Here is a 22,098-nt window from a genome sequence, read left to right on the forward strand (position 1 = left end):
CCGCGCCCAGCAGGAACAGCAGCAGGTACTCGCTCATGGCAGGGCTCCCGGAACGGTCCTCGGAAAGATCGTCCGCGGACTCGGCCGGATTCGCCGCCGCGGGACACCGTGTCCAGTGGTCTCGGCACCGGACACGGCTCCGAGCCTAGTGACGTCCGCCTCCTGATCGCCGGATGGAAACGGGCGCCCGCGATCACCCCGGACGACCGGATCGCGCGGCCCGGCCGGGTGACCCTTCGGCATGTCCGCCCCGGTCCGTGACCAGCGGACTCGGACGATGGTGGGCTCCCGGACATCAACTCAGCCGACTCGGGGAAGGAAGTGCTCCACAGTCATGTCCCCCGCACATCAGGTGGTGTTGGCCGAGGCGCTGAGCACGCACGGCGAAGTCGGCACCTTGACCTTGACCGCCGGTGGCCTGCTCGGATTCGTCGCGCTGTATCGCCGACGGCGGGCCACACTGTCGAAGCGGCGGGCGCGGGCGGTGAGCAGGCCGAACCTGGCGGACCCCGCGGTCCCGCGGCAGTGAGGTGAAGCCGGAAACGGCCACCGCACCACCGCTGTTCGTCAAGGGGGAGTGACGAATGACCGGAACCAGAAGGGACGGCGAACGGACGACGGGGCAGGGCGACGCCGACGACGAACCGGCCAAGCCGAGCGACGCGTCGCCGACGCCGCCGTGGCCGCGCGAAGCCGACGATCCACCGGCGTCACCCGGCCCGTCCACGTCGGACGATCCGGACGCGCCGTGGCGAGTGATCGCCCCGCCGCGCCCGGCCCCGCAGGCACCCGGCAGTCCACTGCGGACATCACTGGCGCTCGGCGCCGGACGGGTCGTGGCGAGCATGTCGCGCAGGCTGCGCCTGGGCAGCGGCGGCATGATCGGCGGCAGGCTCGCGCTGAGCCTGCAACCGGGACTGCTCGCGCGGCTTGCCGCCGGGCGCCGGATCGTCATGATCACCGGTACCAACGGCAAGACCACCACCACCGCGCTGGTCGCGGAGGCACTGCGCAGCCGTGGCTCGGCGACCAGCAACGTCACCGGCGCCAACATGCTCGACGGGCACGTGGCGGCGCTGATGACGGACCTGTCCGCGCCGTTCGCGTCGCTGGAAGTCGACGAGCTGCACCTGGCTCAGGTCACCGCCGAATTCAGCCCCGCCGTGATCCTGCTGCTCAACCTCAGCCGGGACCAGATGGATCGGGTCGGTGAGATCCGCACCGTGCAGCGCAGCCTCCGCACCGCGTTGGAACAGGCACCGCAGACCCGAGTCGTGGCCAACCGCGACGATCCGAACATCGTCTCCGTCGCCACCGGGCATCCGTCGGTGACCTGGGTGTCCGGCGGCACGCGCTGGACGCACGACGCGCTGAACTGCCCGCGGTGCGGAGCCTTCATCACCGATCTGGACGGTCCCTGGCACTGCGAGTGCGGACTATCCCGCCCGGAGGCCGATTGGACGGTCACCGAGACCGGGATCGTCGGACCGGACGGGCGGGAGCGGGAACTGACCCTCGCGCTTCCCGGCCACGTGAACCGGGTCAACGCCGCGTTCGCGGTCGCCGCGGCGACCGAGCTCGGCTGCGATCCGTCCGAGGTGCTGGCCCGCGTCGCGGATCTGCGCCAGGCCAGTGGCCGCTACTCGACGGTGCTGCTCGACGACCGGGTGGTGCGGCTGTTGCTGGCGAAGAACCCGGCGAGCTGGCTGGAGATGCTCGACCTCGTCTCCGGGCACGACCGCCCGCTGATCTTGTCGGTCAACAGCAGGGAAGCCGACGGCTACGACGTGTCGTGGCTGTGGGACGTGGACTTCGCGACGCTGCAAGGGAGGTCGGTGTTGGTGACCGGCGACCGAGGACTGGATCTGGCGGTACGGCTGCGGTACGCGGGAGTGTCCTGCGAGGTGGCCGCCACCGCGCAGGACGCGCTGGCCCGCAGCGGCCCGGAACCGGACGTGATCGCGAACTACACCGCGTTCCGCGACCTGCTCGCCCGGAGCGTCGTCCGATGAGCGGCGGGGGAGTGCGGATCGCGCTGGTGCTGCCGGACCTGCTGGGCACCTACGGGGATCGCGGGAACATGCTGGTGCTGGAGCGGCGGCTGCACTGGCGGGGCATTCCGAGCGAGACCGTCACCGTGCTGTCCTCGTCGGCGGTGGTACCCGACTCGTGCGACCTGTACCTGCTGGGCGGTGGCGAGGACGTGGCGCAGACCGCGGCGATGCGGGTGCTGTCGCGGTCGCCCGGGTTGCAGCGGGCCGCCGCCCGGGGCGCTCCGGTGCTGGGGATCTGCGGTGGCCTGCAGGTGCTGGGCACGGAGTTCACCACCGGCGACGGGGTGCGGCACGAAGGCCTCGGCTTGGTCGACGCGGTCACCGAGCCCGCGGGGGAGCGGGCCATCGGTGAGGTGACGACGGACTGCCTGCTCGCCGGGGTCGGCATGCTCACGGGTTTCGAGAACCACCTGGGCCGGACCCGGCTGGGCTCGGGTTCGATGCCGCTGGGCCGGGTCACGCGCGGGATCGGCAACGGGCCGGAACGGGCGGAGGGGGTGGTGCGCGGGCACGTCGTGTGCACCTATCTGCACGGCCCGATCCTGGCGCGCAATCCGGCGTTGGCGGACTTGCTGCTGGGCTGGGCGGTGGGCGCCCCGTTGCAGCCCATCACCGAGCCGGAAGAGCTCGCCGCGCTGCGCGTCGAACGCAGCCGGATGCGCGCCCGCAACCCCAAGTGATCACCTTCGGCGGTGCAGGGCGGCCCGCACGGGGTCCATTTCCGGTGCCTTGACCAGCAGCAGGCCGCCGAAGCTGACGGCGAGCACGACGACACCGTCCACGACGAGGGTGAGCCAGGCCCCGGCGATCACCCCGGTGGTGCCGAGGGCCGCGCTGACGGCCGCGTCGGCCGCGATGGCGCAGCAGCAGGCGACGAGGGTGACCGCGAGCGCGCGCAGGATGCTCAGCGCGGTGCGGCGGGTGCGGATTCCGCCGATCCGCACGCTCAGCCAGAGCTGTCCGACGAGGGCGCCGAGCACGAAGCTCAGCGACATGGCCAGCGCGACGCCCACCACGAGGTTCGCGGGATCCATGGTGGCGAGGAACAGGTAGCACAGGGCGGTGCGGAACCCGACCATGATCAGGTTGATGACGGTCGGGGTGCGGGCGTCCTTCATCGCGTAGAAGGCCCGGAGCTGCAGCATCGTGATCGCGAACGGCACGATGCCCAGCGCGCACACCCCGATGGTGGCGCCCAGCCGGTCCGCGGCGGCGATGCCGTTGTTGCCGAGGGAGAAGAACGCGATGCCGAGCGAGCCGCCCGCGACCACCATCAGCGCGCTGATCGGCAGCAGCAGGACCGCGCTCATCCGGGTGCCGAGGGAGAGGTCGGCGACGAACTCGCCGGAGTCCCGGTCGGTGGCGGAGCGGCTGATGCGCGGCATCAGCGCGGTCAGCAGGGACACGCCGAGGACTCCGTAGGGCACCTGGGACAGCAGCCAGGCGTAGGTGAAGGTGGCGACGCTGCCCTCGGTGCCCTGCGCGCCGACTCTGGTGGTGACGATCATGCCGAGTTGGCTGATCAGGGTGTAGAGCACGACCCAGCCGGCGAGGGAGGCGAACTCGCCGAGGCGGTGGTCCCAGCCCCACCGCCAGCGGAACCGGAATCCGGTGGCGCGCAGCGCGATGGCCACCACGAGGCTCTGCGCCACGATGCCGAGGGCGGTGCCGATGCCGAGCACCAGCAGCTTCGGTTCGCCCATCCGCACCGGGTCCAGGGAGATGGTGCCGGGCAGCAGCACGAACACTCCTGCCGTGGCGAGCACGACGACGTTGTTCAGCACCGGCGCCCAGGCGGGCGGGCCGAAGACGTGTCGCGCGTTGAGCACCGCCGACAGCAGCGCGGACAGGCCGTAGAAAAGGATCGCCGGCAGCAGCAGGTAGGCGAACGCGGTGGTCAGCGCCGTGTTCGCGCGGGTGTCGGCGCCGAGGTAGAGCGCGGTGAGCAGGGGAGCGGTGGCCACGGCCAGGACGGTCGCGGCCGCCATGAGCACCCCGCCTGTGGTGATCAGCCATTGCGCGTAGGACTCGCCGTCGCGTTCGCCGCGTTGCTGCGCCCGCACGAGCAGCGGCACCGCGACGCTGGTGAGCACGCCGCCGAGCAGGAGTTCGTTGACCACGGTCGGCAGGGTGTTGGCGACCGTGTAGGAGTCGTTGACCATGCCGAGCCCGAGCACGGCCACGAGCACGACCTTCGCGCCGAGCCCGGTGATGCGGCTGACGATGGTGGCGACGGCCATCGTGCCGCCCGCCCGTGCCAGGGACGGCTGCCGACGTGCTGATTCGGCCTGTTCGACCACGGTGCCCCCAACCGTCCGGATCCCTCGCCCGTCGGCGACTGTGGCACGAATCTGAGCCTGCCGCGTCCCAGTTCATCGTGCGGGTGAGCGCCGGTGACCGTTCATGACACGCTGGGGGCGGTCCGCACGATCGTCGGCGGGCGGAGAGGTGTGCGTGATGATCGCGGTTGGTGGACTGCTCGTGGTCGCGGGCCTGATCACGCTCGCGGCGGGGGACTGGAGCGGGCAGTGGTGGCTGCTTCCCGGGGGCCTGATCGCGGGCGGGATCGGAGTGCTGGTGGCCGGGCTGGTGGCGCGGGTGCGGCGCAGGCTCGCTCCGCTGCGGGCCGCACGCCGGGTCACGTCGTCGGCTCCCGGCTCCGGCGGGCCGGTTCAGCGGCTCCGGGCGATCCCGACGATGATCACGGCGCCTTGGCGGGGTGGGGACGCGGCGGTGCCGAAGTATCAGACGGTGCTGTGGCTGGCCGGGTTGCTGTATTTGATCTGGCCGATCGATGTGATTCCGGATCTGCTGCCGCTGGTGGGGATCACCGATGACATCGGGGTCGGCGCGTGGCTGCTGACCAGCCTTTACGCGGAGGCGGGCAACCAGGTGGCGCGGCAACGCTCGGCGCTCACCTCGGAGGAGGAGAAGGACTGATCCCGTGGGCGGTCAGTGTTCGGCCGTGCCGGTCGTCTTGCCGTGGGCGATGAGGATGATGCCGATGCCGAGCCGCCCGATGAAGGTGAACAGATCGCGCAGGACGTTCATGAGCTTTCCCGGGTGTCGCGGCGGTGCGGGGGAGGTGTCTCAGGGGCTTCGGCAGCGGGCATCGCAGGTCACGACATGCCTGTGGCCCCGGCGATACCGGGGGCCACAGGTTCGGGAGCGGTCGGATCCGCTTCGCCGGATCAGCCCTTGAGCAGGGACCGGGCCATCACCATGCGCTGGATCTGGTTGGTGCCCTCGTAGATCTGGGTGATCTTGGCGTCGCGCATCATGCGCTCGACGGGGAAGTCGCGGGTGTAGCCCGCGCCGCCGAACAGCTGCACGGCGTCGGTGGTGACCTCCATGGCCACGTCGGAGGCGAAGCACTTCGCGGCCGCGGAGATGAACCCGAGGTTGCCTTCACCGCGCTCGGCGCGGGCCGCCGAGATGTAGACCATGTGCCGGGCGGCCTCGATCTTCATCGCCATGTCGGCGAGCATGAACTGCACGCCCTGGAAGTCGCTGATGGACTTGCCGAACTGCTTGCGTTCCTTGACGTAGTCGATCGCCGCGTCCAGCGCGCCCTGGGCGATGCCGATGGCCTGGGCGCCGATGGTGGGACGGGTGTGGTCGAGGGTGCGCAGCGCCGTCTTGAAGCCGGTGCCGGGCTCCCCGACGATGCGGTCGCCGGGGATGGTGCAGTCCTCGAAGTAGAGCTCCACGGTGGGGGAACCCTTGATGCCGAGCTTCTTCTCCTTCGGGCCGACCACAAAGCCGGGGTCGTCCTTGTGCACGGCGAACGCGCTGATGCCGTTGGCGCCCTTGTCCGGGTCGGTCACGGCCATCACGGTGTACCAGCTGGACACGCCGCCGTTGGTGATCCAGCACTTGGTGCCGTTGAGCACCCAGTTGTCGCCGTCCTGGCGGGCGCGGGTCTTCATGGATCCGGCGTCGGAGCCGGCTTCCCGCTCGGACAGCGCGTAGGACGCGGTGGCGGTGCCCGCGGCGAGGTCGCCGAGGACCTTCTTCTTGAGGTCCTCGGAGCCGGACAGGATGATCGGCATGGTGCCGAGCTTGTTCACCGCGGGAATCAGCGAGGAGGAGGCGCAGACGCGGGCGACCTCTTCGATGACGATGCAGGTGGCGATGGAGTCGGCGCCTTCGCCGCCGTACGCCTCGGGCACGTGCACCGCGGCGAAACCGGCTTTGACCAGGGCGTCGAGTGCTTCTTGCGGGTAGCGCTCCTGCTCGTCGACTTCGGCGGCGTGCGGAGCGATCTCCTTTTCGGCGAGCGCGCGCACCGCTTCGCGAAGGGCGTCGTGCTCGTCGGCCAGTCGGTAGGTCTCGAAGTTCGGGTTCACCGCTTGCCTCCCGTCTCCAGCGTGCCGCTGGGGTCGTGGTGATCGCCGGATCCGGGTGCGGTGGATGATGCCCTCCGCATCCTCGTGCGACGAAATCCTAACGGCACGCAGTGCCACCGACAATGAGGGTGGGTATATTTCGGCCATGTCCGAGCAGCCGAGACCGCGAGCCGGTCGCACTCCGCAGGGCCGTCGCCGGATCCGCGGCACGTTGTCGCTGGCGGCGCTGGACCTGTTCGCGGCGAACGGGTTCGAGGCGACCACGGTGGATCAGATCGCCGAGGCCGCGGGTGTCGGCAGGCGCACCTTCTTCCGGTACTTCCGGTCCAAGGAGGACGCCGTCTTCGGTGATCACGAGGAGCGGCTGGCGGATGCGGCGGAGTTCCTCGACGGCGCCGTCGGCACCGAGGAACCGCTGCTGGTGGTGAGCCGGGCCGCGGAGGCGGTGCTGGACACCTATCTCGCCGAGCCCGAAGTGTCGCTGCAGCGGTTCGCCCTCACCCGGCAGGTGTCGTCCTTGCGGGACAAGGAGATCGCCAGCACCGACGGCTACCAGCGGGCGTTCGCGCGGTACCTGCGCGGCCGTTATGCGGAAGATCCGGACGGGGCGCTGCGGGCGGCGGTGGCCGCGGCCGCGATCGTCGCCGCGCACAACCAGGTCCTGCGGGAGTGGCTCAAGAGCGGTGCCCACCTCGACGCGCGCAGCCGGTTGCGCGGGGCCTTGGCGGTCGTGCGCACCGGCCTGTCCTCGGCTTGGGACGGCGCGGCCGATGACGTGGTCGTCGGCGTCGTGCGCACCGGGGCACCGGCCGCGGCCGTGCTCAAGCAGCTGGAGGAAGTCCTCCGGGATCTCCCCGACGCGCGACCCTAGCGGCACTTAGTGTCAGAAACTGGTCCGTGGTTCAACGCCACGTCGGCACTTTCTTAGCTCTATCTTTTCAGCCTTGACCGAAATCATCACGACACGACGAACACCGACAACACCAGCAATGAGGGAACCGACGAGTCGAAGACCTAACTGCACCGTCGATCTCGGAACTGATCTGTCCGGGCGCTCCCCGACGATGAGCGGGGAGTCGACCGCCGAGCGATGCGGCTCGGCGGTCGTGCGCGTTCGGCGACCGGTACCGCTCGCCGCGCACCTCCGGCGAGGGGCCGGCCGCGTCGGCTGCTCAGTCGTAGCCGCGGATCAAGTGGCTCTCGTCGGTGTCGTCGAGATCGTCGGGCCATGGCTGCCGGTGCTGCGCCGGGATGGTGGCGTCCGGCATGAGGGTGTGCACGCTCGCACTGGGGTAGTCGAGGGCGTCGGCCCGGTTTCGCTCGGCGGGATCCACTGTCTGCTCCTTGTTCTTCGGGTGTCGGGAGGGTAAGGCCGATGGTCCTGGGGAGTGGTACAGATCGCACTCCCACCACGCCGTCGATACCTTCAGTGCACCGGAATGAACCACAGCTCAGAAGCAGCAGAGTGTCATGGCCGTGTAATGAACTCGATAAGATCAGTGTCAGCTGAAATTAAACCTTCGACACTCACAACGACCGAAAAACGCCCCGACCGATGGGCCGGGCGTCTCGGGGAGGCGAGGACTCAGGTGAGCAGTTCGGGCACGCCGGGGGTGCTGCGTTTGCGGCGGAGCCAGACTTTGCGGGTGCCGTCGGCGTAGAGCAGCACGCGGGACAGTTCCCAGCCGGAGAACTCGGCGTGGATGCTCAGCTGGGTCGCGGCGCTGGGCCGGGTGACCCCCGGCGGTAGCCGCAGCGGGCGGTACTCCCACTTGTCGTCGGTCCAGCCGACGTCCCGCGCCCCGCCGAGGGCGGGGGCGGGCTGGGAAGAGGTTTCGGGGTCCTTCTCTTCGCTCATGGCGTCACCACCTGGAGTCCCGCCCCGGTTGCCGAGGCGACGTAGACATGTCCGGTTTCGGGGTCGACGGTCACGGAGTCAGGTTGCTGGACGGTGGGCATGCGGTGGACTTCTCGGGGTTCTCCGCCCGCGATGTCGTAGCCGACGAGTTCGTTGGTGGCGGTGAGGGTGATCCAGGCGAGGTCGCGGGCGGGGTCGTAGGCCAGGCCGTACGGGGCGCCGGGAACGGGATAGCGCTGCTTCATGATCAGCGGATCGGTGTCGAAGGCGAGGAGTTCTTCGCCGCGAGTGTCGACGGTGAGGACTCGGCCGTAGCGGTCGGCGACCATCCGGGTGGCGCCGGTGCCCGCGCGCAGGGCGGGTTGCTTGTCGCCCGTCGCGAGGTCGATGGGGATCAAGGAGGTGCTGAGGGTGTCGAGGACGTGGAGCCGGCCGCTCAGGACGAGCAGCTCGGCGGGGCGCTTGAAACCGGTCGCTTGGACACCGTTGGGCAGCACGACGGTGTTGGTCGCGCGCAGGGCGACGGCGAGTCCGCCGGGCACGGCGGTGGCGTCGATGGGGCCGCCGGGATAGCGGAGTTGTTCGGCGGTGGCGGTGGCCGGGTCGATGCGGGCGACGAGGTCGGCGTCGGGTTGCGCGGCCAGCAGCGCACCATCGGGGGTGGTGCGCAGCGTGGCGGGTTCGCCGGGCAGTTCGAGGGTGCGCGGCGGGCGGTTGAGGTCCCGGGTGTCGTAGAGGGACACGGTGCGTCCGTGCGCGGTGGCGAGAGTGCCCGGCAGCTGGGCGGTGCGGGTGGTGGCCGGTGCGGCTCGGACGGTGCCCGCCGGCGGGGCGTCGGCTCTGGGTGCGTGGGCCGGTTCGGCGGCGGTGAGGGTGTCGGTGACTTGCAGCGGGTCGCCGGCGCCGACGCTGCCGCAGCCGGTGAGCACGGTGGCGGTGATGCAGGCGGCGACCAGTCGGCGCAAGGGGTCCTCCAGGTGCGTGCGCCCGCGGTTCGGGCGGTGACCGTTCCAGGATCCCTGATTTGGTGTGGTGGTCGTCCGCCCACCCCGGTGTCCGGGGAGTAAACGTCCAGCATGGCATCGGCGGGTGGTGGTGGACCAGGGCTGGTTCGAGCGGTGTTGCCGGGGTTCGGCGTTCATGTGGGGTTGGTCGAGAGTTCGTCTCGGTCGGTGTCGTGTGCGCGGGGTGTGCGGGGCGGGGTCGTCGCTGGTGGCCGGTGGGGGCGGGGTGGTCTCGGGCGGGTGCGGGTGGTGTTGCAAGATTTGCGTTCGAGGGGGAGGCGTTTCGCCCCGGGTGCGTGGCCGGTGCGTGCCTTGTTCATCTCTCGAATGTGCTGGAGTGGGTTCAGTTGTCGTGGTTGCAGGCCATGGTGCTCGCCGTGGTCCAGGGTCTTACCGAGTTCCTGCCGATTTCGTCGTCAGGGCATTTGCGGATCGTCTCGGAGTTGTTCTTCGGTGAGGACGCGGGTGCGTCGTTCACGGCGGTGACGCAGATCGGTACGGAACTGGCGGTGGTGATCTTCTTCGCGAAGGACATCGTGCGGTTGATCGGAACGTGGTTCCGGGGTCTGGTGAATGCCGAGGTTCGGCGGACGCAGGATTACCGGTTGGCGTGGTACGTGATCGTGGGCAGTGTGCCGATCGCGGTTCTGGGGTTGTTGTTCCAGGACATGATCCGGGGTGCGTTGCGCAGTCTGTGGGTGACCGGGGCGATGTTGATCGTGTTCGGTGTGCTGCTGGGATTGGCGGAGCGTTTCGGCAAGCAGCGGCGGTCTCAGGACCAGTTGACGTTGCGCGATGGTGTGCTGATGGGCTTGGCGCAGTCGTTGGCGCTGGTTCCGGGTGTGTCGCGTTCCGGGGGCACGATCACGGCGGGTCTGTCGTTGGGGTTGACGCGGCCGACGGCGGTGCGGTTCTCGTTCCTGCTGGCGATTCCGGCGGTGTTCGCGGCGGGGTTGTCGGAGATTCCGCACGTGTTCGAGGGTGGGCCTGGTCTGCAGCCTTCGGGGGTGCAGATGATCGTAGCCACGGTGGTCGCGGGTGTGGTCGGTTATGCCTGCATCGCGTGGTTGTTGCGGTTCGTGGAGCGCCACAGCGTGTACTTGTTCGTGTGGTACCGGATCGGTCTCGGTCTGCTGGTGTTCGCGTTGCTCGGTTTTGATGTGATGCAGCCCTGATCGGTGTTTCGTCCGCGCGGCGGCCCGGTGCCTTCTGGCGCCGGGCCGCCGTGTTGTTCGGGTGGTGTTCGGCGGTGTGGGTTGTGGGGCTTACCCTCGGCGATCGTGGCGACTCTCATCTTGCTCAGGCACGCACGGTCGGCGGCGAACGGTTCGGGCATTCTCGCCGGGCGCAGTCCGGGGGTGGGCCTTGATGCGACGGGGATTTCTCAGGTGGCGGGTCTGGGGGCTCGGCTGAGCGAGGTGCCGGTGTCGTCGGTGGTGGTGTCGCCGTTGCAGCGGTGCGCGGAGACGGTGCGGGAGTTCGCGGCGTCGCGTGGTGTGGAGCCGGTGGTGGATGAGCGGTTGTCCGAGGTGGATTACGGGGAGTGGACGGGGCGAAAGGTCTCGGAGTTGACGGGGGAGTCGTTGTGGTCGGTGGTGCAGCAGCATCCGTCGGCGGCGGTGTTCCCCGGTGGTGAGGGTTTGGCGCAGGTGCAGTCGCGGGCGGTGGCGGCGATTCGGGAGCACGATGCGCGGGTGTCGGCGGAGTTCGGTCCGCATGCGGTGTGGTTGGCGTGTTCGCACGGTGATGTGATCAAGTCGGTGTTGGCGGATGCGCTGGGTGTGCATTTGGACGGTTTTCAGCGGATCGTGGTGGATCCGTGTTCGTTGAGCGTGGTGCGGTACACGGAGACGCGGCCGTTCGTGGTGAAGGTGAACGACACGGGTTCTGATGTGTCGGCGTTGTTGCCGCCGAAGGAGCCGGCGTCGTCGGATGCGGTGGTGGGTGGTTCGACGGGGTCGTCGGAGTCGTGACCGCGGGGTTCGCGGTGGAGGATCTGCCGGGTTTCTTCGTCGGCCGGTGGGGGTTGCGGCGGGGGATCGTGGATGACGCGGGTGCGCGGCTGGGTGGTTTCGAGGGTGAGGCGGTGTTCTCGGCGGAGCCGGATGGGTTGCTGGTCTATCGGGAGCGGGGTGTGCTGGAGTTGGGGGCGCATCGTGGTTCGGCGCAGCGCACGTTGCATTACCGGGTGACGGGGCCTGGTCGGGCGTCGGTGTTCTTCGATTACGGGGGTTTCTTCCACGATTTGGATCTGCGGTCGGGTCGGTGGTGTGTGGAGCATCCGTGCCGGGCGGATTCGTATCGTGGTGAGTTCGTGGTGGTGGGCGCGGATTCGTGGTGGCAGCGGTGGCGGGTGTCGGGGCCTGCGAAGGCGCACACGTTGACGACGGATTTCGAGCGCGTCGGGTAGTGGTGGAAATTCGGTTGCGGCTGGTCGCGGTGGGCGACATGATCGTCGTGATGTGGGCGTTGTCGGAGGCGCCGCGAGGGTGTGGGGAGGTGGTCTTGTGAGCGTGTGGCGACAACTGTCGGGTTCGCGGTCCGGTCTGCCTGCTCGTGGTGGCGTGTTCTGACGCCGTTTTCGTGTGGTGGTGATTCCCGGGCCTGGTGGCTCGGGTTTTTTTGTGTCGTGTGCCGGGGAGCGGGGGCTTGTCGGCGGTTCTCAGGAGGTCGTGGTGGCCGGTGTGGTGCGGGGCGCTTCGGTGCCGATTCGGATGTGGGCGGATCCGGAGCGGGTGGAGGGTGCGGTGATGGATCAGCTGCGCAACATCGCGAATTTGCCGTGGGTGCACGGGTTGGCGGTGATGCCGGACGTGCATCTGGGCAAGGGCGCGACGGTGGGCAGTGTGATCGCGATGCGTGATGCGGTGTCTCCGGCGGCGGTGGGTGTGGACATCGGTTGTGGGATGAGTGCGGTGCGCACGTCGTTGCGGGCGGTGGATTTGCCGGACGATCTGGGGCGGTTGCGGCGGCGGATCGAGTCTGCGGTGCCGGTGGGGTTTTCGATGCATGACGAGCCGGTGGATGTGTCGCCGGTGGGTGGTGAGTCCGGTTGGAATGGTTTCTGGCGCCGGTTCGACGGGTTGCACGAGGGGGTGCGCCAGCGGCGTGGGCGGGCGTTGCGGCAGTTGGGCAGTTTGGGTGGCGGGAACCATTTCATCGAGGTGTGTTTGGAGCAGGGTGGTGCGGATGCGGGTCGGGTGTGGTTGATGCTGCATTCGGGGTCGCGCAACATCGGTAAGGAACTCGCGCAGCGGCACATCGAGGTGGCGCGGTCGTTGCCGCACAACGCGGATCTGCCTGATCGGGATCTGGCGGTGTTCGTGGCGGGTACGCCGCAGATGGAGTCGTACCGGCGGGATCTGTTCTGGGCGCAGGAGTACGCGCGGCGGAATCGGGCGGTGATGGTGTCGCTGGTGCAGCGCGCGTTGGTGGCGACGGTGCCGGGTGCGCGGTTCGATGAGCCGATTTCGTGTCATCACAACTACGTGGCTGAGGAGTGCTACGACGGGGTGGAGTTGTTGGTGACTCGCAAGGGTGCGATTCGGGCCGGGAGTGGGGAGTGGGGGATCATTCCGGGCAGCATGGGGACGGGTTCGTTCATCGTGCGCGGGTTGGGGAATGCGGAGTCGTTCTCGTCGGCGTCGCATGGTGCGGGGCGGGCGATGTCGCGGACGAGGGCGCGTCGGGAGTTCACGGCGGCGGATCTGGTGGCGCAGACCGAGGGTGTGGAGTGCCGTAAGGACGCGGGTGTGGTCGATGAGATTCCGTCGGCGTACAAGGACATCAATGAGGTGATGCGGGCGCAGGCGGATCTGGTCGAGGTGGTGGCGCACCTCAAGCAGGTGGTGTGTGTGAAGGGCTAGCGGAGTCCTGCCGGGGTGCGCTGAGGGGGCTTTGCAAGTCGTTGTCTTGTCGGCGGCGGAGCTGTGGGGGTTCCGCTATCGCTGGGTGCCTATGCAGGCCGTTTTGATAGGTCCCCGGCTGCTGTCGGGGTGGTTTCGGTGTGCAGGAGGTCCAGGGAGAGGCCGACTTCGGTGGCGACGGCGGCGACGGTGAAGAAGGCGGGGGTGGGGATGCGCCCGGTTTCGATCTTGCGGAGGGTTTCGGCGGAGATGCCTGCGCCGGTGGCGACGTCGGTGATGCTGCGGTCGCCGCGTGCGGTGCGCAGGAGTCGGCCGAGTTTTTCGCCGCGGGTTCGTTCGTCCGGGCTCAGCGGTACGCGCACCATGCCCGGGATCATACGGCCGGTATAACTATCCCGGTATAGGTATCGCGGCTCGATGTGGTGTCCGGGCTGCGATGTGCTGGGCTGGGGCCGAATCGAGCACCGGCGACGTCCCGCCTGTCCGGGCCGGGGTGCGGCAGTGGGGTGATTACGGTGTGCGCCGTGGCGAGAGCAGACAGTGTGATGATCGCCGCACGGTCCCCTGCCGCCACGGCTCCGTGGGCGCGGGCAAACTCGACTGGTATGGGGCCGAACAGGCCAGTGCCGATCGCTAGGGGAATCGTGAAGAAGCACATCGCCGTGGTCACCGCGCCGGGCCACGGGCATATCAATCCGACGTTGCCGCTGGTCGAGGAGCTGACGCGGCGTGGCCACCGGGTCAGCTACGCCACCGGGCCGCAGATGGCCGGCATCGTGGAGCAGGCCGGTGCCGAGGGTGTCGAGTTGCCCATGTCGCTGCCCTCGGTCACCCCCCAGATGCGGATGACCGTCGAGGCGATGGCGGGGATGCTGGAGTTCTTGCACGGTGAGAGCCGCAAGGCGCTGCCGGTGCTGCTGGAGCGGTTCGAGGCCGAGCCGCCGGACGTGGTGTGCTTCGACATGCTGACTCCGGTCGGGCGCATGCTGGCGCAGAAGCTGGACGTGCCGATGGTGGCGATGATGCCGAGTTTCGCGGCCAACGAGCAGGTGTCGCTGCACCAGAAGATGCTGCCCGTCGACTTCGATCCGGACGACCCCGTGATGGTGCGGGCCGCGGGCCTGTTCGAGGAGCTCGCCGCGGAGTTCGGTCTTCCCGGTGATCATGTTCCGATGCGTCCCGTGCCCGGTGTCACCAGTGTCGTGTTCCTGCCGAAGGCCTTCCAGATCGGCTCCGAGACCTTCGACGACCGGTTCCACTTCATCGGCCCCTGCCTGGGCAGCCGCGCCGAGCAGGACTACACCCCGGCCGACGAGCAGGCGCCGTTGCTGTTCATCTCGCTGGGCACCGCGTTCAACAACCGTCCCGACCTGTACCGCACGTTCCTCGACGCGTTCAGCGACGGTGCGTGGCAGGTCGCGATGTCCATCGGCGGCACCGTCGAGGTGGCGGATCTGGGTGAGATTCCCGGGAATTTCGACGTGCGGGCCAGTTTCCCGCAGCCGGGCGTGCTGCAGCGCGCTTCGGCGTTCGTCACGCACAACGGCATGGGGTCCACGATGGAGTCGCTGGCTTACGGGGTGCCGATGGTGGGGCTGCCGCAGATGCTGGAGCAGGCGGCCAACGCCGACCGCGTCACCGAGCTCGGCCTCGGTCGCCGCCTTCTTGAGGACGACCTCACCGCGGAGGGGCTGCGCGCCGCGGTCGATGAGGTCGCCGCCGATGAGGCGATCCGCGCGAACCTCGCGGCCATGCGTTCGGAGATCGACGCCGCGGGTGGCGCGGTCGCCGGTGTCGACGTGATCGAGGGCGCCTGCCGCTGACGGTCCCGGTGTCCGGATCCACTGCCGCGGCAACGGATCCGGACACGGCGGCGCCCCGCACCGGTGGGCGGTGCGGGGCGCCGCGTTCGGGTCGAGGTCAGCTGCGGGAGGCCATCAGCTCGTCGAATCCGGGGAAGCGCTCGGCGGTGTCGGTGTTGAGGAACTCGCCGATCCAGCCGTCGTCGTCGTGGAAGAAGCGGATCGACACGAAATCGGGGCTGGTGCCCATGTCGAACCAGTGCGTGGTGTTGGCGGGCACGCTCAGCAGGTCGCCTGCCTCGCACAGCACCGCGTACACCTTGCCTTCCAGGTGCAGGTAGAACACCCCGGCGCCGCGGGCGAAGAAGCGGTCCTCGTCGTCGTCGTGGGTGTGCTCGGACAGGAACTTCTCGCGTGCGGCTTTGGCTTTCGCCGGCCATTCCGGGTCGTCGGAGGGGCGCATCGCGATCGCGTCGACCTTGATGTAGCCCTCGCTGTCGATGACCCGGTCCACTTCCGCCCGGTAGGCGTCGAGGACTTCCTCGGAGGTCGGGTCGGCGGGCAGGTCCTGCAGTTGCCAGCGGTCGAAGCGCACCCCGAATTCCTTGAGGATGCCGCCGATCTCGGCGGGGTCCTCGGTGCGCACCGTGGCGGTGGCGGGATCGGTGTCGTCCCACACGGTCAGCAGCGTCATGTGCCTCTCCTCATCAGATGTGTCCGGCCCGGGCGGTGTGCGCGGCGAGGGTGAACGACACCAGCCATTCCAGGCATTCGGCGCGGTGCCGGGCCTGGTGGAGGTCGTCGCCCCACACGTACACGCCGTGGCGGGCCACGATCAACGCCGGGGTCGCCGGGTCGAATCCGTCCTCGAACCGGTCGCCCAGCCAGGTCATGTCCTGCGAATTGGGCACGACCGGCACCGTCACGACGTCGTCGTGGGCGCCGCGGCCGAGTCCTTTGAGTATTTCCAGGTCGCGCAGCACCACGCCATCGGGCCAGCGGTCGGCGGCCAGCACCGGGGCCAGCACGTGCACGTGCACTACCGCGCCCGCCCCGGCGACGCGGGCGATGCGGGCGTGCAGTCCGGCTTCGGCCGATGGGCGCTGGTCGGGGCGGGGCTGGTCGGGTACCGCGGCGCCGTCGGCGTCGACGACCACGACGTCCTCGGGACCGAGTTCGCCTTTGTCGCGGCCGCTGGCGGTGACGGCCAGGCGCAGCGGGTCCGACTGCAGCGTCATCGACAGGTTGCCCGAGGTGCCGCGCATCCAGCCGAGTGCGGCGAACCGCGCCGACTCCGCGGCCAGGGCCGCACCGGCGCGGTGCACGTCGCCATCGAGGGCCGGGGAGTGCTGTTGGACGCTCATGCGGGCACCTCGATGCTGATGTCGTCGAACGTGGTGACCGCGCGGTGCGCACCGAAATCGGTGTCGGCGAAGGGTTCGCCGGGTCGGGCGAGGCCGACGGTCTGCCAGCCCGCTTCGGCGGCGGCGTCGAGTTCCGCGGGCACGTCGGAGGCGAACAGGATCGCCTCCGGTGCGACGCCCAGGACGTCGGTCATCGTCCGGTAGGAGTCGGCGACTCGTTTCGGGCCTGCGTTGACCGTGTCGAAGTGGTGGGTGAACAGGTGGCGCAGGTCCCCGTCGCCGGTGTGGGAGAACGATGCGATCTGGGCGGCAACCGATCCGGAGGAGAACACCGCCAGGCCCGCGCCTTGTTCGCGGAACTGCAGCAACGCGCCCACCACGTCGCCGAACAGGTCGGTGCGCAGTTGCTTGTCCGCGTAGCCCTGTTGCCAGATGAGGCCTTGCAGGGTTTTGAGCGGGGTGGCTTTGCGGTCGGCGTCCATCCACTGGTGCAGCACTGCGACGATCGCGGCCGTGTCGGCATCGGCGTCCAGGCCCGCTTCGTCGCGGACGGCCGCGACGGCCGCCTCGACGTCCGGGTCGTGGGGGTGCGCATCGATCCACGGTCCCAGCCGTGGCCGGGCGTAGTCGTAGAGGACGCGGTGGACCTGGCTGGTCGGGGTCACCGTCCCCTCGATGTCGATCACGACCCAGCGGGCCGCCGTCGGTGCGGTCACGAACTCTCCTCCCACTGCTGTGCTTTGGCGTATCCGGCCAGGTCGTGCGGGGCGAACGGGCCGCGGTCGGTGACCACGGTGGTCACGAATCTCGGTGGTGTCACGTCGAATGCCGGGTAGTGCCCGCGGACTCGTTCGCTCGCGGTGCGCCGGCCCAGGGTGTGCAGCACGTCGTCGCCGTCGCGGTACTCGATGGGCACGTCGCCCGCGGAGGGGGCGTGCGGGTCGGGGCCGTGGCACAACGCGTGGAACGGGACGTCGAAGGCGTGGGCGGCGACCGCCAGCTGCAACGTGCCCACTTTGTTGATCACGTGGCCGTCGAGGGTGACGCGGTCGCTGGCGGTGAGCAGGGCGTCGGCCTCGCCGCCGCTGAACAGGGCGGCGCCCATGCCGTCGGTGATCACCGTGGTGGGCACGCCCATTTCCGCGAGGGTTTCGGCGGTCAGCCGGGCGCCCTGCAGGTAGGGGCGGGTCTCGGTGCAGAAGAACGTGAGCCGTTTCCCGGCGCGTTGGGCGGCCGCGACCGTTTCGGTCAGGTACAGATCGCCCCAGCAGTGGGTGAGGATGCGGCCGTCGTCGGGCAGCAGTGCGGCGGCGGCGGTGCCCATCGCGCGGCTGCGGCCTCGGTAGTCGGCATCGCCTGCGCGCGCTCCGGTCAGCGCGGCCGCGGCCAGTTCCGCGGGGGAGTCCTCGCCGCGGGTGCGTGCGGCCGCGACCTCGTCGAGCACCCAGGACACCGCGATGCGCTGGTGGTCGTTGGTGGGGCGGGCGGCGATGAGCCGGTCGGCGGCTTCGGCCAGCCGGGTCGGCACCTGTTGCGGTTCGTCCTCGGCGGCGTGGCGCGCGGCCAGCGCCATTCCCCACAGCGCGGCGAAGTAGGGGCCGCTGGACTGGGTGACCATGTCCTTGATGGCGGCGGCGACTTCGTCGACGGTGCGTGCGTGCACCCAGGTCCGCTCGAACGGGAACACCCTGCGGTCCAGCAGGTGCACGCCGTCATCGGCGAGCCGCACGCTGTCGGCCAGCACCGGCGACCCGGACCCATCGGTGATCAACGCCATCATTGTCCTTTGTGGATTCGCGTGGGCGGGCGACGAGTCAGGCTACTGAGCCGACCCCCCGGTGGCGCAACGTCTTCCAGATAACGGGACTTCCACATGCGCATATGTTCCCGCGCCGTCAGGGGGTGGTGCCGAGCACCACGGTGGCGTCGACTTCCGGGTCGGTGCGGATCCGTGCGTGCAAGCCGTGTCCGGTGAGCGCGGCGGCCGTCCGATCGGCCTGCTCGGTGCTCGTTTCGATCAGCACGGTGGCGCCGGGGGCGAGCAGGCCGGGTGCGGCGGCCGCGACCCGACGGTGCAGTGCCAGGCCGTCGGTGCCGCCGTCGAGCGCCGCACGGGGTTCGTGGTCGCGGGCCTCCGGCGGCATCATCGCGATCCGCCCGGTCGGCACGTACGGGGCGTTGACCGCCAGCACGTCCACCCGGCCCCGCAGCGACTCGGGCAGTGCGGCGTCCAGATCACCCGCGTGCACCCGGTCGCCGGGCAGGTTGCGCCGCGCGCACCGCACCGCGGCCTCATCGATGTCGGCGGCGTGCACTTCGGCGTGCGGCAGTTCCGCGGCCACGGCCGTGCCCACCGCGCCGGTACCGCAGCACAGATCGACCACCAGCGGAGCCTGCCCGGCGGCGCGGGCCGCGATCACCGCCCGCTCGGCGAGGAACTCGGTGCGGCGCCGCGGTACGAACACCCCGGGCTCGACCACGATCCGCAGACCCCGGAACTCCGCCCAGCCCAGCACCTGCTCCAACGGCAGGCCCGACGTCCGCGACGCCACCGACGCCGCGAGCTGCTCAGCCGTGCTCGCCGCTTCCAGCAGCAGCCGCGCCTCGTCCTCGGCGAACACACAACCCGCCGCGCGCAGCCGGGACACGACCTGCTCGAACGAGACGACCTGCGACAACCGTCCACCGAACCTTCGAAGCGGCCCACCACGGGCACGGACAGAGCCGCGACACCGTACCGAACCGGCGATGGCCGGTCAGCGCCGGACACTCGGGAGGGCACCTACGACGACGCGGCGGCCGAGTTCACCGTGCGAACTCGGCCGCCGCGTCGTGAACATCGCTGTCAGCGGCGCTTTTTCGGCGGGTCCTTGCGCAGCAGGTCCGGGCCGATGATGCGGCGCACCACACGGCGGGCGAGGCTGCGCCGCCGCACCGGCTGCCGCTTCGCCGGGCCGGCGGGCTCGGCCTGCGGAGCCGCCGGAACCGGTGCGGCATCGGGGGCCGGTACCGGGGGTGCGGCCGGGGCCGCGGCGGGCGTCACCGGGGCCAGGTCGGCGACCGTGCCTTGCGGGGATCTCGGCGCCGCGGGCTCCGCGGTCGCGGCACGCGCGGCGGGCGGGTCCGGGTTGAGCCGCTTGGCGAACTCCGGGCGCTCATCCCGGATCGCCGGGATGTAGGGCTGAGTCACCTCGACTCGATCGGGGCGCGGCACCTCCGGTTCCGCGCGCGGCAGGAAATCCTCCGGGCGGGCCGAGGGGCCTTGCGGGCGAACCGCACCGGGGGAGGCGGGCGGCGCCGGTGCCGCGTCGAGGGGCAATTCTCCGACGAAGCGAGTGGTCACCGGTCCGGCGTCGGGCCGCGAACGGTCCTGCTGCTCGGGAGGGACCGCCGGCTGGAACCAGGGGCGAACTAGATCGTCTTGAAGTGTCATCCGTATCGACTCTGCGGGGAGCAAACGGCCAGTACCACCAGTGGGTGACCCACCGGCGGATCAGACCCTACCGGTAACGGACCGGTAAAGCACCACCCGAGTGGGCGCGAAATGTGGGTGACTCACCGCGCACTGTCACCGCCAGTGCGCAACATCGCCCTCAACTGGGACGATCAGCTCGCCCGCTAGGGCCGAAGGCGGGATGCGTTCCCTGCCACACCAGGCCGCTTCGTCGCCGACCGTGAGCACTGCGCCGACGTTGCGGCACAGAAACGGCGCTTTCGTGCTCACGGTCCGTGGCGACGAGCGGGTGCGAACTCGCCGCAGCGCCGGTCCACGCCCGCCACCGACCCCGGCGCGTGAACGGACAGGCGCGAGGACGCGGCCGCACCTCACGACCTCACGGAGTGGGCCACGTACCGCACGGCCACGTGCCGTCCCAGCCGCTGTTGCCTTCGCCCAGCTCCACGTGGAACGTGCCCGACCCCGGGCAGTTGTACACCCCGGCCGCGCCCACCGACTCCGCGGTGACGTTGCTCAGCGCCGCCGCACCACTCGTCTCGGCCTGCACCACCACGGTGCCCACCCCCGCAGCGTCGCCCCGTCGATGGTGACGCCACGGACCTCGTGGGCCTGCCCGCCGCCGGAGACGAACTCGAACACGCCGTAGGGGCTGTCGGTGGCGGTGGTGTCGGTGATCGCCACGTCGGCCTCGATGGGCGAGTCGAACGCGTCGACCCGCACCGCACCCATCGGGTGCTGCCAGTTCGGGTTCATCGCCCCGGTGCGCACCAGCTCGTTGCCCGCGACGGTGATCGTGCCCCGCAGCGGGAAGAACGGGTCTCCGAACGCCTGGTTCGAAATCGCGATGCCGCTGCCCAGCGCGTTGGTGTCGGCCACCAGGTTGTCGCGGACCGTGAGGTCGGTGCCGCCGTAGATCGCGATACCGTTGGCCAGGTTCGGCGCCACGACCGTGTTGCCGGTGAACTCGCTGCCGCTGTTGGCCGCGTTCAACGACCACATCGCCAACGCGTCGTCACCGGTGTTGCGCAGGAAGTTCTCCCGCACCCGCACTCGGTTCGCCGAACCGTTGAGGTTGAGCCCGTCGGCGGTGGTGTCCAGGATCCGGTTGCCCTCCACCAGCAGGTCATCGTTGTTGCCGGTCAGCCACAACCCGACCTTCAAGTGCTGCAGCCACAACCCCGTGACCTCCGAACCGGCACCGAGGCTGCCGTTGACGAAGTTGTCCGGGGAATCGTCGACGCGATCGGTGACCTCACCGATCACCGCGAAGTCCCGCAACCGCACCCCGCCGGTGGCCTCGGTCTGGTCGATCAGATGCGAACTCGCCAACACCGAACGCCACGGGCCGGCACCGGTGATCGTGACCTGATCGACCGCCAGCGGCGCATCGATGCGGAACCGGCCCTCCGGCACCCACACCTCGGTGCCCGCGGCCTTGGCCTGCTCGATCGCGGCGGTGAACGCCTGCGCGGAATCCTGCGCGCCCGTCGGATCGGCACCGGCGTCCAGCACCGACACCGAACCCCGCGGGGCGGGCGGGGCCGGCGCGACCTGTTCGAAATCGGCGACGTCGACGGTGTAGGACGACACCGATTCCGGTTCCAGCCGCACCGTGTCCCCGGCGTGCAGGTCACGTCCCAACAGCAGCCGCGCATGGTCGAACAGGTGGTGCGTCGTGGACCCGACGATGCCCGGAGTGTCCACATAGGAATACTTGCTGGTGACCTGCAGCGTGCTCGGCAGCCGCTGCCCGTTGACCGACACCGCCACCTCGCCGCTGCTGCCGTCGGGCACGTTGCCCGAGACGGTGAGCGCGTTCGCGTCGGCGCCGAGGGTGAACTCCACGTACCGGCCCGGCCCCTCCAACGTCACCCCGCGCCGCCCCGAAGCCTCCGAGGCGAGACCGCCCTGGGCGAGGTCGGGGCCGATGACGGTGCCGTTGGTCGCGGCGTCCTCGGCTTCCAGCGTGGTGAACGGGGTCTGCGCGCCCGCCCGCGGCGCGGCGGCGGCCGGTGTCGTCGACGCGGGCCGCGGCGCGGCCGACGGGAACGCGGGCGCGGGCGCAGGCGCGGTGAACGCGACGGTGCCGGCGACGATGATCGTGGACGCGGCCACCACGGTGCAGCGGCACCACCACGGATCTCGTGCGAGGTCGGGGGAGTCGGGGGTTGCCACAGGGCTTCCTTCCGGGAAAGGGGGGCGGGCCGGGGCTCCGCGCGGAGCGCTCACCGGCCGGAAAGCGCTCACACGGTAGGACCGGGACAGCCGCGGCCAGACCCGATGGCAAGATCACGACAGAGCGCCTGCTCCGTCCAGCCGCAGCGGCCCCCGCACGGCCCGCCGC

Annotated in this window: 24 protein-coding genes; 10 read left to right on the forward strand and 14 right to left on the reverse strand. The window is 70.1% G+C overall.

From position 1 onward, the window contains the following. The first annotated feature begins 334 nt into the window (after positions 1-334). From H2Q94_RS14770 to H2Q94_RS14780, 3 genes are read left to right on the forward strand one after another with little or no spacing between them, the layout of a single operon-like run. Positions 335-529: a hypothetical protein gene (locus H2Q94_RS14770; protein ID WP_243787660.1), complete on the forward strand. Its 195-nt coding sequence runs from the start codon at positions 335-337 to the stop codon at positions 527-529. Positions 530-584: 55 nt separating this feature from the next. Then, positions 585-2,012 carry a MurT ligase domain-containing protein gene (locus H2Q94_RS14775; RefSeq protein WP_243787661.1) on the forward strand — a complete coding sequence of 476 codons (1,428 nt, stop codon included), beginning with the start codon at positions 585-587 and terminating at the stop codon, positions 2,010-2,012. Next, complete coding sequence (locus H2Q94_RS14780; RefSeq protein ID WP_243787662.1) at positions 2,009-2,734, forward strand: type 1 glutamine amidotransferase; 726 nt, start codon at positions 2,009-2,011, stop codon at positions 2,732-2,734. The genes H2Q94_RS14775 and H2Q94_RS14780 overlap by 4 nt, the downstream gene beginning before the upstream one ends. On the opposite strand, the gene murJ is transcribed toward H2Q94_RS14780, so the two are convergent. Continuing rightward, positions 2,735-4,354, reverse strand: a complete 1,620-nt coding sequence (gene murJ, locus H2Q94_RS14785; protein WP_243787663.1) for a murein biosynthesis integral membrane protein MurJ — start codon at positions 4,352-4,354, stop codon at positions 2,735-2,737. Positions 4,355-4,511: 157 nt separating this feature from the next. Here murJ and H2Q94_RS14790 point away from each other — a divergent pair, with 157 nt between their 5' ends. Further along, complete coding sequence (locus H2Q94_RS14790) at positions 4,512-4,994, forward strand: YkvA family protein (protein ID WP_243787664.1); 483 nt, start codon at positions 4,512-4,514, stop codon at positions 4,992-4,994. A 251-nt stretch (positions 4,995-5,245) separates the two neighbouring features. Here the strand turns inward: H2Q94_RS14790 and H2Q94_RS14795 are convergent, their stop codons facing one another. Then, positions 5,246-6,403, reverse strand: a complete 1,158-nt coding sequence (locus H2Q94_RS14795) for an acyl-CoA dehydrogenase (RefSeq protein ID WP_243787665.1) — start codon at positions 6,401-6,403, stop codon at positions 5,246-5,248. Positions 6,404-6,548: 145 nt separating this feature from the next. On the opposite strand from H2Q94_RS14795, the gene H2Q94_RS14800 reads away from it, so the two are divergent. Next, a complete protein-coding gene (locus H2Q94_RS14800) occupies positions 6,549-7,274 on the forward strand; it encodes a TetR family transcriptional regulator (protein WP_243787666.1) in 726 nt (241 codons plus the stop codon). 301 nt (positions 7,275-7,575) lie between these two features. Here H2Q94_RS14800 and H2Q94_RS14805 read toward each other — a convergent pair whose 3' ends face one another. The 3 genes from H2Q94_RS14805 to H2Q94_RS14815 form a co-directional block, all read right to left on the reverse strand. Beyond that, positions 7,576-7,737: a hypothetical protein gene (locus tag H2Q94_RS14805; RefSeq protein WP_243787667.1), complete on the reverse strand. Its 162-nt coding sequence runs from the start codon at positions 7,735-7,737 to the stop codon at positions 7,576-7,578. 251 nt (positions 7,738-7,988) lie between these two features. Then, entirely contained in the window at positions 7,989-8,261 is a 273-nt protein-coding gene (locus tag H2Q94_RS14810; protein ID WP_243787668.1) for a DUF5703 family protein, read from the reverse strand. Then, a complete protein-coding gene (locus tag H2Q94_RS14815; protein ID WP_243787669.1) occupies positions 8,258-9,226 on the reverse strand; it encodes a YncE family protein in 969 nt (322 codons plus the stop codon). The genes H2Q94_RS14810 and H2Q94_RS14815 overlap by 4 nt, the downstream gene beginning before the upstream one ends. 368 nt (positions 9,227-9,594) lie before the next feature. On the opposite strand from H2Q94_RS14815, the gene H2Q94_RS14820 reads away from it, so the two are divergent. From H2Q94_RS14820 to H2Q94_RS14835, 4 genes are all read left to right on the forward strand, one after another. Further along, entirely contained in the window at positions 9,595-10,440 is an 846-nt protein-coding gene (locus H2Q94_RS14820) for an undecaprenyl-diphosphate phosphatase (RefSeq protein ID WP_258718608.1), read from the forward strand. A 105-nt stretch (positions 10,441-10,545) separates the two neighbouring features. Further along, positions 10,546-11,238: a histidine phosphatase family protein gene (locus tag H2Q94_RS14825; protein ID WP_243787670.1), complete on the forward strand. Its 693-nt coding sequence runs from the start codon at positions 10,546-10,548 to the stop codon at positions 11,236-11,238. Further along, positions 11,235-11,675 (forward strand): DUF6314 family protein, encoded by a 441-nt coding sequence (locus H2Q94_RS14830; protein WP_243787671.1) that lies wholly within the window; start codon positions 11,235-11,237, stop codon positions 11,673-11,675. The genes H2Q94_RS14825 and H2Q94_RS14830 overlap by 4 nt, the downstream gene beginning before the upstream one ends. Positions 11,676-11,979: 304 nt before the next feature. Further along, positions 11,980-13,131 carry an RtcB family protein gene (locus tag H2Q94_RS14835; protein ID WP_397545480.1) on the forward strand — a complete coding sequence of 384 codons (1,152 nt, stop codon included), beginning with the start codon at positions 11,980-11,982 and terminating at the stop codon, positions 13,129-13,131. 89 nt (positions 13,132-13,220) lie between these two features. Here H2Q94_RS14835 and H2Q94_RS14840 read toward each other — a convergent pair whose 3' ends face one another. Next, positions 13,221-13,496 (reverse strand): helix-turn-helix domain-containing protein, encoded by a 276-nt coding sequence (locus H2Q94_RS14840; RefSeq protein WP_243787673.1) that lies wholly within the window; start codon positions 13,494-13,496, stop codon positions 13,221-13,223. Between the two features lie 279 nt (positions 13,497-13,775). Here H2Q94_RS14840 and H2Q94_RS14845 point away from each other — a divergent pair, with 279 nt between their 5' ends. Continuing rightward, the gene (locus H2Q94_RS14845; protein WP_243787674.1) at positions 13,776-14,954 is read left to right on the forward strand and encodes a macrolide family glycosyltransferase; all 1,179 of its coding nucleotides are present in this window, start codon (positions 13,776-13,778) and stop codon (positions 14,952-14,954) included. Positions 14,955-15,051: 97 nt separating this feature from the next. Here the strand turns inward: H2Q94_RS14845 and H2Q94_RS14850 are convergent, their stop codons facing one another. From H2Q94_RS14850 to H2Q94_RS14885, 8 genes are all read right to left on the reverse strand, one after another. After that, a complete protein-coding gene (locus H2Q94_RS14850; RefSeq protein ID WP_243787675.1) occupies positions 15,052-15,627 on the reverse strand; it encodes a 1,2-dihydroxy-3-keto-5-methylthiopentene dioxygenase in 576 nt (191 codons plus the stop codon). A 13-nt stretch (positions 15,628-15,640) separates the two neighbouring features. Further along, positions 15,641-16,297, reverse strand: coding sequence for a methylthioribulose 1-phosphate dehydratase (gene mtnB, locus H2Q94_RS14855; RefSeq protein ID WP_243787676.1), 657 nt, complete (start codon positions 16,295-16,297; stop codon positions 15,641-15,643). Beyond that, the gene (mtnC, locus tag H2Q94_RS14860) at positions 16,294-17,013 is read right to left on the reverse strand and encodes an acireductone synthase (RefSeq protein ID WP_243787677.1); all 720 of its coding nucleotides are present in this window, start codon (positions 17,011-17,013) and stop codon (positions 16,294-16,296) included. The genes mtnB and mtnC overlap by 4 nt, the downstream gene beginning before the upstream one ends. Beyond that, the gene (locus tag H2Q94_RS14865; protein ID WP_243795700.1) at positions 17,010-18,074 is read right to left on the reverse strand and encodes a s-methyl-5-thioribose-1-phosphate isomerase; all 1,065 of its coding nucleotides are present in this window, start codon (positions 18,072-18,074) and stop codon (positions 17,010-17,012) included. The genes mtnC and H2Q94_RS14865 overlap by 4 nt, the downstream gene beginning before the upstream one ends. 118 nt (positions 18,075-18,192) lie before the next feature. After that, positions 18,193-18,975 carry a putative protein N(5)-glutamine methyltransferase gene (locus H2Q94_RS14870; protein ID WP_243787678.1) on the reverse strand — a complete coding sequence of 261 codons (783 nt, stop codon included), beginning with the start codon at positions 18,973-18,975 and terminating at the stop codon, positions 18,193-18,195. Between the two features lie 167 nt (positions 18,976-19,142). After that, positions 19,143-19,640 carry a hypothetical protein gene (locus tag H2Q94_RS30680; RefSeq protein WP_309501025.1) on the reverse strand — a complete coding sequence of 166 codons (498 nt, stop codon included), beginning with the start codon at positions 19,638-19,640 and terminating at the stop codon, positions 19,143-19,145. Positions 19,641-20,130: 490 nt separating this feature from the next. Continuing rightward, positions 20,131-20,316: a hypothetical protein gene (locus tag H2Q94_RS14880; protein ID WP_243787679.1), complete on the reverse strand. Its 186-nt coding sequence runs from the start codon at positions 20,314-20,316 to the stop codon at positions 20,131-20,133. Then, a complete protein-coding gene (locus H2Q94_RS14885) occupies positions 20,268-21,929 on the reverse strand; it encodes a glycosyl hydrolase family 28-related protein (protein ID WP_243787680.1) in 1,662 nt (553 codons plus the stop codon). The genes H2Q94_RS14880 and H2Q94_RS14885 overlap by 49 nt, the downstream gene beginning before the upstream one ends. Positions 21,930-22,098: the final 169 nt, after the last annotated feature.

It is taken from the genome of Saccharopolyspora gloriosae (assembly GCF_022828475.1).
GTDB lineage: Bacteria > Actinomycetota > Actinomycetes > Mycobacteriales > Pseudonocardiaceae > Saccharopolyspora_C > Saccharopolyspora_C gloriosae_A.

Excerpts from the sequence above, each read along its gene's own strand:
- mtnB (WP_243787676.1), bottom strand. The coding sequence starts at position 16,297 with ATGAGCGTCCAACAGCACTCCCCGGCCCTCGATGGCGACGTGCACCGC.
- H2Q94_RS14835 (WP_397545480.1), top strand. The coding sequence starts at position 11,980 with ATGTGGGCGGATCCGGAGCGGGTGGAGGGTGCGGTGATGGATCAGCTG.
- H2Q94_RS14840 (WP_243787673.1), bottom strand. The coding sequence starts at position 13,496 with ATGGTGCGCGTACCGCTGAGCCCGGACGAACGAACCCGCGGCGAAAAA.
- H2Q94_RS14790 (WP_243787664.1), top strand. The coding sequence starts at position 4,512 with ATGATCGCGGTTGGTGGACTGCTCGTGGTCGCGGGCCTGATCACGCTC.
- H2Q94_RS14800 (WP_243787666.1), top strand. The coding sequence starts at position 6,549 with ATGTCCGAGCAGCCGAGACCGCGAGCCGGTCGCACTCCGCAGGGCCGT.
- H2Q94_RS14780 (WP_243787662.1), top strand. The coding sequence starts at position 2,009 with ATGAGCGGCGGGGGAGTGCGGATCGCGCTGGTGCTGCCGGACCTGCTG.
- H2Q94_RS14810 (WP_243787668.1), bottom strand. The coding sequence starts at position 8,261 with ATGAGCGAAGAGAAGGACCCCGAAACCTCTTCCCAGCCCGCCCCCGCC.
- H2Q94_RS14850 (WP_243787675.1), bottom strand. The coding sequence starts at position 15,627 with ATGACGCTGCTGACCGTGTGGGACGACACCGATCCCGCCACCGCCACG.
- H2Q94_RS14775 (WP_243787661.1), top strand. The coding sequence starts at position 585 with ATGACCGGAACCAGAAGGGACGGCGAACGGACGACGGGGCAGGGCGAC.
- H2Q94_RS14770 (WP_243787660.1), top strand. The coding sequence starts at position 335 with ATGTCCCCCGCACATCAGGTGGTGTTGGCCGAGGCGCTGAGCACGCAC.
- H2Q94_RS14865 (WP_243795700.1), bottom strand. The coding sequence starts at position 18,074 with ATGGCGTTGATCACCGATGGGTCCGGGTCGCCGGTGCTGGCCGACAGC.